General features: G+C 58.2%; 9 protein-coding genes. All 9 read right to left on the reverse strand.

Translation table 11 applies throughout. From position 1 onward, the window contains the following. Nucleotides 1–88: 88 nt before the first annotated feature. The 9 genes from BLS57_RS00280 to secE all read right to left on the reverse strand — a co-directional run bounded on the left by BLS57_RS00280 (nt 89) and on the right by secE (nt 12,817). Entirely contained in the window at nt 89–490 is a 402-nt protein-coding gene (locus BLS57_RS00280) for a response regulator (protein ID WP_093738031.1), read from the reverse strand. Between the two features lie 157 nt (nt 491–647). Beyond that, entirely contained in the window at nt 648–4,898 is a 4,251-nt protein-coding gene (gene rpoC, locus BLS57_RS00285; RefSeq protein WP_093738033.1) for a DNA-directed RNA polymerase subunit beta', read from the reverse strand. A gap of 95 nt (nt 4,899–4,993) precedes the next feature. Beyond that, nucleotides 4,994–9,130 (reverse strand): DNA-directed RNA polymerase subunit beta, encoded by a 4,137-nt coding sequence (gene rpoB / locus BLS57_RS00290; protein ID WP_093738035.1) that lies wholly within the window; start codon nt 9,128–9,130, stop codon nt 4,994–4,996. A 243-nt stretch (nt 9,131–9,373) separates the two neighbouring features. Further along, a complete protein-coding gene (rplL, locus tag BLS57_RS00295; protein WP_067622135.1) occupies nt 9,374–9,745 on the reverse strand; it encodes a 50S ribosomal protein L7/L12 in 372 nt (123 codons plus the stop codon). 74 nt (nt 9,746–9,819) lie between these two features. Next, the gene (gene rplJ, locus BLS57_RS00300) at nt 9,820–10,335 is read right to left on the reverse strand and encodes a 50S ribosomal protein L10 (RefSeq protein ID WP_093738037.1); all 516 of its coding nucleotides are present in this window, start codon (nt 10,333–10,335) and stop codon (nt 9,820–9,822) included. A 271-nt stretch (nt 10,336–10,606) separates the two neighbouring features. Continuing rightward, entirely contained in the window at nt 10,607–11,305 is a 699-nt protein-coding gene (gene rplA / locus BLS57_RS00305; RefSeq protein WP_067622131.1) for a 50S ribosomal protein L1, read from the reverse strand. Between the two features lies 1 nt (nt 11,306). Then, nucleotides 11,307–11,732 (reverse strand): 50S ribosomal protein L11, encoded by a 426-nt coding sequence (gene rplK / locus BLS57_RS00310; protein ID WP_067622128.1) that lies wholly within the window; start codon nt 11,730–11,732, stop codon nt 11,307–11,309. 146 nt (nt 11,733–11,878) lie between these two features. Next, nucleotides 11,879–12,412 carry a transcription termination/antitermination protein NusG gene (gene nusG / locus BLS57_RS00315; RefSeq protein ID WP_007118816.1) on the reverse strand — a complete coding sequence of 178 codons (534 nt, stop codon included), beginning with the start codon at nt 12,410–12,412 and terminating at the stop codon, nt 11,879–11,881. A 207-nt stretch (nt 12,413–12,619) separates the two neighbouring features. Beyond that, nucleotides 12,620–12,817, reverse strand: coding sequence for a preprotein translocase subunit SecE (secE, locus tag BLS57_RS00320; RefSeq protein ID WP_007118815.1), 198 nt, complete (start codon nt 12,815–12,817; stop codon nt 12,620–12,622). Nucleotides 12,818–12,826 lie beyond the last annotated feature (9 nt).

The raw sequence follows: 12,826 nt of genomic DNA on the forward strand, positions 1-12,826 counted from the left end.
GCGCGCCAAATGACTGGCAGCGGCAAGAGAAGCTGTCAAGGATGGGCGGAGCAGCGAGAGCGATGCCCCCTGCCCCTCGCAACTGACGTCAGTCCTTCGAAGCCTTAGCCGCCTGAGCGGCCTCGCTCAAAAGCTGGGTCACCTTTAGGCGCAAATAGGAAGGCTCCAGAGGTTTCTGCAAAACGATCGCCGCGAGTTTGCGGAAGGAGTCGTAGATTTCCAGATCGCGCGACCGTCCGCTAAGGAAGATGATCGGGATGTTCGAGACAGCCTCAATCTGCTTGATGTTCTGCGCCAGTTCCAGCCCGCCCATATCGGGCATCGAGATGTCCGAGATAATAATATCGGGATGCAGGTCCTCAACCACTTCCAAAGCATCATGCGCATTGAGGCAAGAGACGACCACAATAGAGCGGTCGTCCGAGAAGACTGTTTTGACCAGATCAAGGATAATAGGATCGTCGTCGATGTGCAGAATACGAGATGTCATTAGAAGCCTTGTCGGAAGGATACGATCCAGCAAAGTAGCGCGGTCTTGGCGTGGGTAAAAGCCCTCAGCGGTAGATAAGGGGAAAGCTCTTACTTAAACATAAAAGCCCCCGCAGCTTTCACTGCGGGGGCTTTTAATTCTCAATTCAAACCTGCGATCAATCGCGGCTCTCGTCGTCACCGACCGGCGCGTTGAAGACATCGCCACCGACGATATCGTCCTGCGCGGAGGCTTCCGGCGCGGCCAGTGCAGCAGCGGCTTCGGCCTCTTCGCGGCGCGCTTCGATCACGACGTTGTCGCGGTCTGTCGCCACTTTGCGCATCTGCTGGGTTGCCCCACCAGTACCCGCAGGGATCAGACGGCCCACGATGACGTTCTCTTTCAGACCAACCAGTTTGTCCCGCTTGCCCTGAACCGAAGCTTCGGTCAGCACGCGCGTTGTTTCCTGGAAGGACGCGGCAGAGATGAAGCTGCGGGTCTGCAGCGACGCCTTGGTGATACCCAACAAGATGGGCTCGCCCTTGGCAGGACGGCCACCCTTCTTGAGCGCCTTTTCGTTGGCCTGATCGAATTCCTGCTTGTCGACGTGTTCGCCCTTGAGCAGCGTGGTATCGCCGCTTTCCTGGATTTCCCACTTCTGCAGCATCTGACGCACGATGACTTCGATGTGTTTGTCGTTAATCTTCACACCCTGCAGGCGGTAAACGTCCTGCACTTCGTCGATCATGTATTCGGCCAAGGCTTCGACGCCCATGATTGCCAGAATGTCGTGCGGCGCGGGGTTGCCGTCCATGATGTAGTCACCCTTCTGCACGAAGTCGCCTTCGGCAACGGGGATGTGTTTCCCCTTGGGCACCATGTATTCAACCTTCACGTCCGGATCATCCGAGCTTTCAATCGCGATGCGGCGCTTGTTCTTATAGTCCTTACCAAAGCGCACATAGCCGTCGATTTCGGCGATAATAGCGTGATCCTTGGGGCGACGTGCCTCAAAGAGTTCGGCCACACGGGGCAGACCACCGGTAATGTCCTTGGTCTTGGCACCTTCACGCGGGATACGCGCGATGATGTCACCCGCTTGGATTTCGGTCTGATCCTCAACGGACAGAACGGCATCCACGGACATTGGATAGGTCACCGGGTTGCCCGCATCGTTGCGGACCGGCTCGCCATCGTCACCGACCAGAATGATCTCGGGCTTAAGCTCGTTGCCTTTGGGGGCCGCGCGCCAGTCGATCACGATCTTCTGGGTCATGCCTGTCGCATCATCGGTGTCTTCTTTCACCGCGATGCCCGACACGAGGTCGACATACTTCGTCATACCCGGCTTTTCAGCAATGATCGGCAGGGTGTAGGGATCCCATTCGAACAGCTTGTCGCCGCGAGCAATGGTATCGCCATCCTTGACGAAGAGCTTGGTGCCGTAGCCGACCTTGTGGCTGGCACGTTCGTCACCATTCTCGTCAACGATCGACAGCTTCATGTTCCGGCCCATGACGAGGATCTCGCCCGAGCTGTTTTCCAATGTCTGAGCGTTTTCGAACACGATTTTGCCGGACTGGCTGGCTTCCAAGAAGGACTGCTGACCACCCTGAGCAACACCGCCGATGTGGAACGTCCGCATCGTCAGCTGTGTACCCGGTTCACCAATCGACTGCGCCGCGATGATGCCGACGGCCTCACCTTGGTTCACCAGCGTACCACGGGCCAAGTCACGGCCATAGCACATGGCGCAGACACCTTCTTCGGCCTCACAGGTCAGCGGGCTGCGGATCCGTGCGGACTGCACAGCCGCCTCATCGATGGCGTCGGACAGACGTTCGTCAATCAGACCACCTGCAGGCACGATTACCTCTTCGGTGCCGGGCTTGAGGATATCCTCTGCCGCGACACGACCCAGCAGACGCTCGGCCAGCGAGGAGACAACTTCGCCATCGTTGACAGCCGCTTCGGCAGTGATCGCGATCTCAGTACCACAGTCATGCTCGCGCACGATGCAGTCCTGCGCCACGTCCACCAGACGGCGTGTCAGGTAACCGGAGTTCGCTGTCTTCAAAGCAGTATCCGACAGACCCTTACGGGCACCGTGTGTCGAGTTGAAGTACTCGAGAACGGTCAGACCTTCTTTAAAGTTCGAGATGATCGGCGTCTCGATGATGTCGCCATTCGGCTTCGCCATCAAGCCGCGCATCCCGCCCAGCTGCTTCATCTGAGTGACCGAGCCACGCGCACCGGAGTGGGCCATCATGTAGACCGAGTTCGGCTCTTTCTCGGAACCATTCTCGTGGTACGTCGTGGCCGAGATCGAGCCCATCATGGCTTCGGTGACCTTGTCGTTACACTTCGACCATGCATCGACGACTTTGTTGTACTTTTCGCCCTGAGTGATCAGGCCGTCCATATACTGCTGTTCAAAGTCCTTCACCTGCTCGCGGGTCTCTTCAACCAGCGGCCATTTGGTGTCGGGGATCAGCATGTCGTCTTTGCCGAAGGAGATACCCGCTTTGAAAGCTTCGCGGAAACCCATGGTCATGATTTGGTCACAGAAGATAACCGACTCTTTCTGACCGCAATAACGGTAGACGGTGTCGATGACCTGCTGCACTTCTTTCTTCCGCAGCAAGCGGTTGACCAGGTCAAACGGCGCTTTGGCGTTCAGCGGCAGCAAGGCGCCAAGACGCACACGACCGGGGGTCGTGTCGAAGCGTTTCATCACTTCGTTGCCTTCGGCGTCGATCTGCTTGATCCGCGCTTTGATTTTGGAGTGCAGGTGAACCGCACCGGCGTCGAGGGCATGCTGCACCTCGTCAACGGAACCAAAGACCATGCCTTCGCCAACCATGCCTTCACGCTCGAGGGTCGTGTAGTAGAGACCCAAGATCATATCCTGCGACGGCACGATGATCGGTGCGCCGTTTGCAGGCGACAGAACGTTGTTCGTGGACATCATCAGAACGCGCGCTTCCAACTGGGCTTCCAGCGAAAGCGGCACGTGGACGGCCATCTGGTCACCGTCAAAGTCAGCGTTAAAGGCCGAGCAGACCAGCGGGTGCAGCTGGATTGCTTTCCCTTCGATCAGCACGGGCTCGAATGCCTGAATCCCAAGACGGTGCAGCGTCGGCGCGCGGTTGAGCATGACGGGGTGTTCACGGATCACCTCATCCAGAATATCCCAAACTTCGGGACGCTCTTTCTCGACCAGCTTCTTGGCCTGTTTCACGGTGGAGGACAGACCTTTGGCCTCGAGCCGCGAGTAGATGAAGGGCTTGAACAGTTCGAGCGCCATCTTCTTGGGCAGACCACATTGGTGCAGCTTAAGCTCCGGACCAGTCACAATGACCGAACGACCTGAGAAGTCGACGCGCTTACCCAAAAGGTTCTGACGGAAGCGACCCTGCTTGCCTTTCAGCATGTCCGACAGCGACTTCAGCGGGCGCTTGTTGGCACCGGTGATGACGCGGCCACGGCGGCCGTTGTCGAACAGAGCATCGACGGATTCCTGCAACATCCGCTTTTCGTTGCGGACGATGATGTCAGGCGCGCGCAGCTCAATGAGGCGCTTCAGACGGTTGTTCCGGTTGATCACGCGGCGGTACAGGTCGTTCAGGTCAGACGTCGCAAAACGGCCCCCATCGAGCGGCACCAGCGGGCGCAGTTCTGGCGGGATCACCGGGATCACGGTCATGACCATCCACTCGGGACGGTTGCCGCTCTCAAGGAAGGACTCGACCACTTTCAGACGCTTGATGATCTTCTTGGGCTTCAGCTCGCCTGTCGCCTCTTTCAGATCGGCGCGCAGGGTTTCGGCTTCAGATTCCAGATCGATGGCTGCCAGCATTTCGCGGATCGCTTCGGCACCGATATTGGCGGTGAAAGCGTCCATGCCATAGGCGTCTTGGGCGTCCATATACTCTTCTTCGGTCATCATCTGACCGTATTGAAGATCAGTGAGGCCCGGCTCAATCACCACGTAGTTCTCAAAGTAGAGAACCCGCTCAAGATCGCGCAGAGTCATGTCCAGCATCAGGCCGATGCGCGAAGGCAGCGACTTGAGGAACCAGATGTGTGCCACTGGCGATGCCAGTTCAATGTGGCCCATACGCTCACGACGGACCTTTTGCAGCGTGACTTCCACACCGCATTTCTCGCAGACAACGCCGCGATACTTCATCCGCTTATATTTGCCGCAAAGGCATTCGTAGTCTTTGATCGGCCCAAAGATACGCGCGCAGAACAGACCGTCACGCTCAGGCTTGAACGTCCGGTAGTTGATGGTTTCCGGCTTTTTGATCTCGCCGAAGGACCAGCTGAGGATCCGCTCGGGAGAGGCCAAAGAGACCTTGATTTCGTCAAACGCTTTTTGCGGCGTCAACGGGTTGAACGGGTTGTTTGTCAGTTCCTGGTTCATTTTCAGATCCTTGAAAGGGGTGCGTTGGGAGGGACCGGACCCGTTTTCTTTTAAAGAAAACGGGCCGGGATTTTTAAAAAATCCCGTTTACCGCGTCACTCATCCTCCTCCGCATCCAGGAGTTCCATATTCAGGCCGAGGCCGCGCACTTCCTTGACGAGAACGTTAAAGCTCTCTGGAATGCCCGCTTCGAAGTTATCCTCGCCCTTGACGATGCTTTCATAGACCTTGGTCCGGCCCGCGACGTCGTCCGACTTGACGGTCAGCATTTCCTGCAATGTGTAAGCGGCGCCGTAAGCTTCGAGAGCCCAGACTTCCATCTCACCAAAGCGCTGGCCACCGAACTGTGCCTTACCACCCAGCGGCTGCTGTGTGACGAGGCTGTACGGCCCGGTCGAACGTGCGTGGATCTTGTCGTCCACCAGGTGGTGCAGCTTGAGCAGGTACTTCACGCCGACAGTCACCGGGCGGGCAAACTGCTCACCTGTCCGACCATCAAACAGCACCGACTGACCGGAGGTGTCAAAGCCAGCCCGCTTGAGGCTGTCGTTGACGTCCGCTTCCTTGGCACCGTCAAAGACCGGCGTGGCGATCGGCACACCGCGGCGCACATTGCCCGCAGCTTCCAAAAGCGTGTCCTCGTCCATGCCGCTGATGCCTTCTTCGTAGACATCATCGCCATAGGCCAAGCTCAACGCTTCGCGCACCGGTGTCAGGTCACCCGAACGACGGTACTCTTGCAGCGCCTCGTCAACATTAAGGCCCAGACCGCGTGCGGCCCAACCCATATGTGTCTCAAGGATCTGACCAACGTTCATCCGCGAGGGAACACCCAGAGGGTTAAGGCAGAAGTCGACCGGGGTACCATCGGCGAGGAACGGCATGTCCTCCATCGGCACCACTTTCGAGATCACACCCTTGTTCCCGTGACGACCGGCCATCTTGTCGCCCGGCTGCAGCTTGCGCTTCACCGCCACGAACACTTTGACCATCTTCATCACACCCGGGGGCAGATCGTCGCCACGACGGACTTTCTCGACCTTGTCCTCGAAACGCGCATCCAAGGTCCGTTTCTGGATCTCATACTGCTCGTTCAAGGCTTCGACGATCTTCGCGTCATCCTCGTCCTCAAGGGCCAGCTGCCACCACTGACCACGGGTCAGCGTTTCCAGCAGTTCCTCGGTGATCTGGCTGTTCGCCTTCACGCCTTTGGGGCCTTTGACGGCGATTTTGCCAAGGATCATATCCTTGAGACGCGCATAGATGTTGCGGTCAAGGATCGCCAGCTCGTCGTCCCGGTCACGGGCCAGACGTTCGACTTCCTCACGCTCGATCTGCAGCGCACGCTCGTCTTTCTCAACACCGTGACGGTTAAAGACACGCACTTCGACAACGGTGCCGAAATCGCCCGGCTTTACGCGCAACGAGGTGTCGCGCACGTCAGAGGCTTTCTCACCAAAGATGGCGCGCAGAAGCTTTTCTTCCGGCGTCATCGGGCTTTCGCCCTTGGGGGTGATCTTACCCACAAGGATATCGCCCGGCTCCACGTCCGCACCGATGTAAACGATACCGGCTTCGTCGAGGTTGCGCAGAGCTTCCTCGCCGACGTTCGGGATGTCACGGGTGATCTCTTCCGGCCCAAGCTTCGTGTCACGCGCGGCGACTTCGAATTCCTCGATGTGGATCGAGGTGAAGACGTCGTCGCGGGAAATCCGCTCGGAGATCAGGATGGAGTCTTCGTAGTTGTAGCCATTCCACGGCATGAAGGCGACGACGACGTTCTTGCCGAGCGCCAGTTCCCCCATGTCAGTCGACGGACCATCGGCGATGACCTGACCCTTGGTGACCTTCTCGCCCACTTTCACCAGCGGACGCTGGTTGATGCAGGTGTTCTGGTTCGAGCGCTGGAACTTGCGCATGCGGTAGATGTCCACACCCGCGTCGCCCAGTTCCAGATCCTCGGTGGCCCGGATCACGATACGGGACGCATCGACTTGGTCGATGATACCCGCGCGGCGGGCCGTATAGGCCGCCCCGGAATCGCGTGCCACAACTTCTTCGATGCCGGTGCCGACGAGCGGCGCTTCGGCTTGCAGAAGCGGTACGGCCTGACGTTGCATGTTCGAGCCCATGAGAGCGCGGTTGGCGTCATCGTTTTCCAGGAAGGGGATCAGCGATGCGGCGACCGAGACCAACTGCTTAGGCGAAACGTCGATCAGGTCCACGTTCTCCGTCGGCGCCAGCGTGTAGTCGCCGGACTGACGGGTCGAAACCAGCTCGTTCACGAACTTCATGTTCTCGTCGAGGTTGGCGTTGGCCTGTGCCACGGTGTGACGCATTTCCTCGGTCGCGGACATGTAGTGCACTTCGTCGGTGACGGTGCTGTCTTTGACAACGCGGTAAGGCGTTTCGATGAAGCCGTATTTGTTCACGCGGGCAAAGGTGGCCAGCGAGTTGATCAGACCAATGTTCGGCCCTTCCGGCGTTTCAATCGGACACATCCGACCATAGTGGGTCGGGTGAACGTCACGGACTTCAAAGCCCGCACGCTCACGGGTCAAACCGCCCGGCCCAAGCGCCGAGAGGCGACGCTTGTGCGTCACTTCGGACAGCGGGTTGGTTTGGTCCATGAACTGCGACAACTGCGAGGAGCCGAAGAATTCACGCACCGCAGCCGCGGCTGGTTTGGCGTTGATCAGGTCCTGCGGCATCACGGTGTCGATCTCGACGGAAGACATCCGCTCTTTGATCGCGCGCTCCATGCGCAGCAGCCCAACGCGGTACTGGTTCTCCATCAGTTCGCCGACGGAACGCACACGACGGTTGCCGAGGTGGTCAATGTCGTCGATGTCGCCACGGCCATCGCGCAGGTCAACCAGCGCTTTGATACAGGCAACGATGTCATCACGGTCCAGCGTGCGCTGTGTATCGGGCTTTTCAAGCGCCAGACGCATGTTCATTTTCACGCGACCAACAGCCGAGAGGTCATAACGCTCGCTATCAAAGAACAGCGTGTCGAAGAGCGCGGAAGCGGCCTCAACGGTGGGCGGCTCGCCCGGACGCATGACGCGGTAGATGTCCATGAGCGCGGTGTCACGGTTCATGTTCTTGTCCATCGCCATGGTGTTGCGCATGTAGGGGCCGACATTGACGTTGTCGATGTCCAGCAGCGGAATCTCGGTGATGCCCGCGTCGATCAGCTCCTTCGCGGTGCCACCGATCAGCGTGCCGTCTTTGTCGTACTCCAGCGTCAACTCGTCACCGGCTTCGACATAGATCGCGCCGGTTTCTTCGTTGATGATGTCACGGGCCACGAACTTGCCGACGATGTGATCGAACGGCAGCAGCAGGTCTTTGACCTTGCCTTCATCGAGCAGCTTTTTGACGGCGCGTGGTGTGACTTTCTTGCCTGCTTCGAACAAGATCTCGCCGGTGGCCGCGTCAACCAGATCATAGGTCGGACGGGTGCCGCGCACGCGGTCGGGGAAGAAGGGTGCAACCCAGCCCTTGTTCTTTTCCAGCGTGTAGGTGACGGTCTTGTAATAGGCGTCCATGATCGCCTCTTGGTCCAGCCCAAGGGCATAGAGCAAGGTCGTCACAGGCAGCTTGCGGCGGCGGTCGATCCGGGCAAAGACGATGTCTTTGGCGTCGAATTCAAAGTCTAGCCAGGAACCACGGTAGGGGATGATGCGGCAAGCGAACAGGAGCTTACCCGAAGAGTGGGTCTTGCCCTTGTCGTGGTCAAAGAACACGCCCGGCGAACGGTGCATCTGGGATACGATCACACGCTCGGTGCCGTTCACGACAAAGGTGCCGTTCGGCGTCATCAGGGGCATGTCGCCCATGAACACGTCTTGCTCTTTGATGTCTTTGACCGACTTCGCGCCGGTGTCTTCGTCAACATCAAACACGATGAGGCGCAGCGTCACCTTAAGCGGCGCGCTGTAGGTCATGTCACGCTGCTGACATTCCTCAACATCGTATTTGGGCTTTTCAAGCTCGTACTTGACGTATTCAAGCACCGAGGTCTCGTTAAAATCTTTGATCGGGAAAACCGACTGGAAAACGCCTGTGATACCTTCACCATCGGTGGGGGTCTCGGCGTCGCCGGAATTCAGGAACAGATCATAAGAGGATTTCTGAACCTCAATGAGGTTCGGCATCTCCAGCACTTCGCGGATTTTGCCATAATATTTACGCAGACGTTTCTGGCCAAGGAAGGATTGTGCCATGTGTCGTGTCACCTTTCGTGTCTCTCGCCGAGCGCATCAACCACCGGGGCCGTGGTGCGCGCCCATAAGAGCGGAAAATCCGGGTCAATTCTTGGAATGCGTCCCACCGCATCCCTTCCGACCATGGACCTCTCCAGAGAAATGCTCCCGGACGGAACATTCGTCAAAACAGGTCAGGCTGGACAGGAAGGTTCCCGTCCAGCCCTTGTTCATGCGTGGTGCACGTTGCCGCGCACCTCTGGCTTAGGCCAGCTCGACTTCGGCGCCAGCTGCTTCCAGCTTGCCTTTGATGTCTTCGGCTTCGGCTTTGTCGACGCCTTCTTTGATCTTGCCACCGGCTTCGACCAGGTCTTTGGCTTCTTTCAGGCCGAGACCTGTGATGCCGCGGACTTCCTTGATCACGTTGATCTTGGATGCGCCGGCGTTCTTCAGAACGACGTCGAATTCGGTCTTTTCTTCTTCGGCAGCGCCGCCATCAGCAGGACCAGCCATCATCACTGCGCCGCCAGCGGCGGGCTCGATGCCGTACTCGTCTTTGAGGATGGTTTTCAGTTCTTGTGCTTCAAGCAGAGTCAGACCAACGATGTCTTCTGCCAGTTTCTTCAGATCAGCCATGTTTAGCTCTTTCCGTTACGATATGTGTGTTCCAACGCGCGTGTTCAACCCGAGCGCCGGCTTGACGATATGCCTTACGCAGCCGCCTTGTCCTCGATCGTGGACAAGATGGATGCGATGTTGCTTGCAGGTGCGCCAATGGCCCCGGCGATGTTCGAAGCAGGTGCGCCGAGCATGCCCGCGATGGTGGAGATAAGCTCCTCCCGCGAAGGCATTTTCGACACGGCTTCGACACCAGCGGCGTCCAACGCGTTCTCACCCATGGAACCACCGAGGATCACCAGCTTTGGGTTTTCCTTGGAGAATTCCTGAGCAACCTTGGCCGCAGCCACAGGATCCTCAGAATAGGTCAGAACGGTCATACCCGTCAGAAGGTCAGCAATGCTTTCGCATGGCTTGCCCTCAAGGGCGATCTTGGCGAGCCTGTTTTTGGCAACACGCACAGACCCACCGGCAGCGCGTGCGCGCGCCCGAAGGTCCTGCATTTCGGCAACTGTCAAACCGACGTAGTGGCTAACCACAACGACGCCAGAGCTTTCAAAGATCTGGCCGAGTTCGTCGACCAGCTGTTCTTTTTGTGCTCTATCCACAGTTTCACTCCAAATTTGGGGGTTGCCCCCCGGCTCAGTTCAGGATGCGGTCTTCTGCATCCCATTCGGGTCCAATGAAGGGTCCCGGCCAAAACCGCCCGAAGGCAGAATTTTTCCGGTTTCCCATCTCAGGAAGGAATTATTCAGGCCATGGCCCAAACCCTCCGTCTCGGACAGACGCGAGGACCGATCTTTTGGCCCTTGCGTATCTGACGGCCGAAGCCGCCAAATTCGGGTCGCAAGGTGGGGGCTGCCCCCCACCCGGCGAGGATCACTCGGCGGTTGCGTTCTCGACAGCAACCGACACGCCTGGGCCCATTGTGGAGCTCAGGTTGATCTTTTTCATGTAGGTGCCTTTGGCACCGGCCGGCTTGGCTTTGGACACGGCGCCAACGAAGGCACGGATGTTTTCTGCCAGCTTGGCTTCGTCGAAGGACAGTTTGCCAACGCCTGCGTGGACGACACCGCCCTTTTCAGCTTTGAACTGAACTTCACCGCCCTTGGCCGCTTTCACGGCATCGGCGACGTCCATGGTCACGGTGCCAACCTTGGGGTTCGGCATCAGGTTACGGGGACCAAGCACTTTACCCAGACGGCCAACGATCGGCATCATGTCGGGTGTCGCGATGCAACGATCAAAGTCGATCTTGCCGGACTGCACGGTTTCCATCAGGTCCTCTGCGCCAACGATATCTGCGCCAGCCTTTTCGGCTTCTTCAGCTTTCGCGCCACGGGCGAAGACAGCAACGCGCATGGTTTTGCCGGTGCCGTTTGGGAGGCCGACAACACCGCGGACCATTTGGTCTGCGTGGCGTGGGTCAACACCGAGGTTCATTGCGATCTCGATGGTTTCGTCGAACTTTGCGTTTGCGTTTGCTTTGATGAGGCTTACCGCTTCTTCAACGGTGATCTCTTCTTTGCCAGCAAAGGCTTCACGGGCGGCGCGGGTGCGTTTTCCAAGTTTTGCCATCTTACTTCACCTCGATGCCCATGGACCGGGCAGAGCCCAGGATGATTTTCATCGCCGCTTCCACGTCGTTCGCGGACAGGTCGGCGGCTTTTGCTTCTGCGATTTCGCGCAGCTGCTTGGTGGTCACGGTGCCAACGGTTTCACGCGAAGGCGTTTTCGCGCCGGAGTTCACCTTGGCCGCTTTTTTCAGGTAGTAAGACGCCGGGGGCGTCTTGATGTCCATGGTGAAGGACTTGTCCTGATAGTAGCTGATCACGGTGGGGCACGGTGCGCCCGGCTCCATGTCTGCGGTCTTGGCGTTGAACGCCTTGCAGAATTCCATGATATTGATGCCGCGCTGACCGAGGGCTGGACCCACGGGCGGGGACGGGTTTGCTTGACCCGCTTTAACTTGCAACTTCATCGTACCGACGAGTTTCTTGGCCATCTGACCATTCTCCTTTCAACACCCTTGGGGCGCGCCCCGCGGGATCTTCGTTGCGTGGTCCGGGTCGGGCGCCGCGGCGACCTTGCCTCCCACAATGACCGATGCCCTTGGGGCACCGGGGTGGCGGGGCGAACCCCGCCTCACACTCAGATCTGCTTGTTGACCTGCGTGAATTCCAATTCGACCGGGGTTTCCCGGCCAAAGATCGAGACCGACACCTTGAGGCGCTGGTTGTCCTCGTCGACCTCTTCGATCATGCCGTCGAAGTCCTCGAACGGACCATCGGCAACCTTGACCTTCTCGCCGATCTCGAAATGGATCAGCGTGCGTGGGGCTTCTTCGCCTTCCTGCACACGACCCAAGATCGCCTGCACTTCGGCATCGCGCATCGGCATCGGGCGGCCTTGCGGGCCCAAAAAACCGGTGACGCGGTTGATCGAGTTGATCAGGTGATAGCCCGCGTCGGACATTTCCATATGCACCAGCACATAGCCGGGCATGAAGCGACGCTCGGTTGTCACCTTCTTGCCGCGCCGGACCTCGATCACCTCTTCGGTGGGCACCAGCACTTCGTCAATCTGGTCTTCAAGTTCCTGCTCAGCCACGGATGCGCGGATCTGCTCAGCGATCTTCTTTTCGAAGTTCGACAGGACACTGACCGAATACCACCGTTTTGCCATCTGAACTCTGGTCCCTGTCTTGCCATGCGGGCTGCCCCGGCATGTAAATTCGTCAATCATACGAGGCCTTAGCCCCGAAACTTCTGAACAAAAAATCGGCGCGCAACTCGAATCGCCGCACGCCCTTTTCAGGTCAGGTCTGCGCAATAGCCCGCGCGGAGGCGGGTTTCAAGGGTGTAAACATAAAATCACCGATGCGCGCAAAGGTCAGCCGAACATCCCCAAGATCTGCTGCAAGCCGCCGCGGATCAGAATGTCGACAATGGCAAAGAACACGGCTGTCAGCGCGGCGAGGATAAACACCATCACCGTGGTCAGCATGACTTCGCGCTTGGTCGGCCAAACAACCTTGGCGACTTCGGTGCGGACCTGCTGGATGAACTGAAGCGGATTGGTGGTGGCCATGACATCTTT

It is taken from the genome of Sulfitobacter delicatus, from assembly GCF_900102535.1.
GTDB lineage: Bacteria > Pseudomonadota > Alphaproteobacteria > Rhodobacterales > Rhodobacteraceae > Sulfitobacter > Sulfitobacter delicatus.

Excerpts from the sequence above, each read along its gene's own strand:
- rpoC (WP_093738033.1), bottom strand. The coding sequence starts at position 4,898 with ATGAACCAGGAACTGACAAACAACCCGTTCAACCCGTTGACGCCGCAA.
- rplA (WP_067622131.1), bottom strand. The coding sequence starts at position 11,305 with ATGGCAAAACTTGGAAAACGCACCCGCGCCGCCCGTGAAGCCTTTGCT.
- BLS57_RS00280 (WP_093738031.1), bottom strand. The coding sequence starts at position 490 with ATGACATCTCGTATTCTGCACATCGACGACGATCCTATTATCCTTGAT.
- rpoB (WP_093738035.1), bottom strand. The coding sequence starts at position 9,130 with ATGGCACAATCCTTCCTTGGCCAGAAACGTCTGCGTAAATATTATGGC.
- rplK (WP_067622128.1), bottom strand. The coding sequence starts at position 11,732 with ATGGCCAAGAAACTCGTCGGTACGATGAAGTTGCAAGTTAAAGCGGGT.
- secE (WP_007118815.1), bottom strand. The coding sequence starts at position 12,817 with ATGGCCACCACCAATCCGCTTCAGTTCATCCAGCAGGTCCGCACCGAA.
- nusG (WP_007118816.1), bottom strand. The coding sequence starts at position 12,412 with ATGGCAAAACGGTGGTATTCGGTCAGTGTCCTGTCGAACTTCGAAAAG.
- rplL (WP_067622135.1), bottom strand. The coding sequence starts at position 9,745 with ATGGCTGATCTGAAGAAACTGGCAGAAGACATCGTTGGTCTGACTCTG.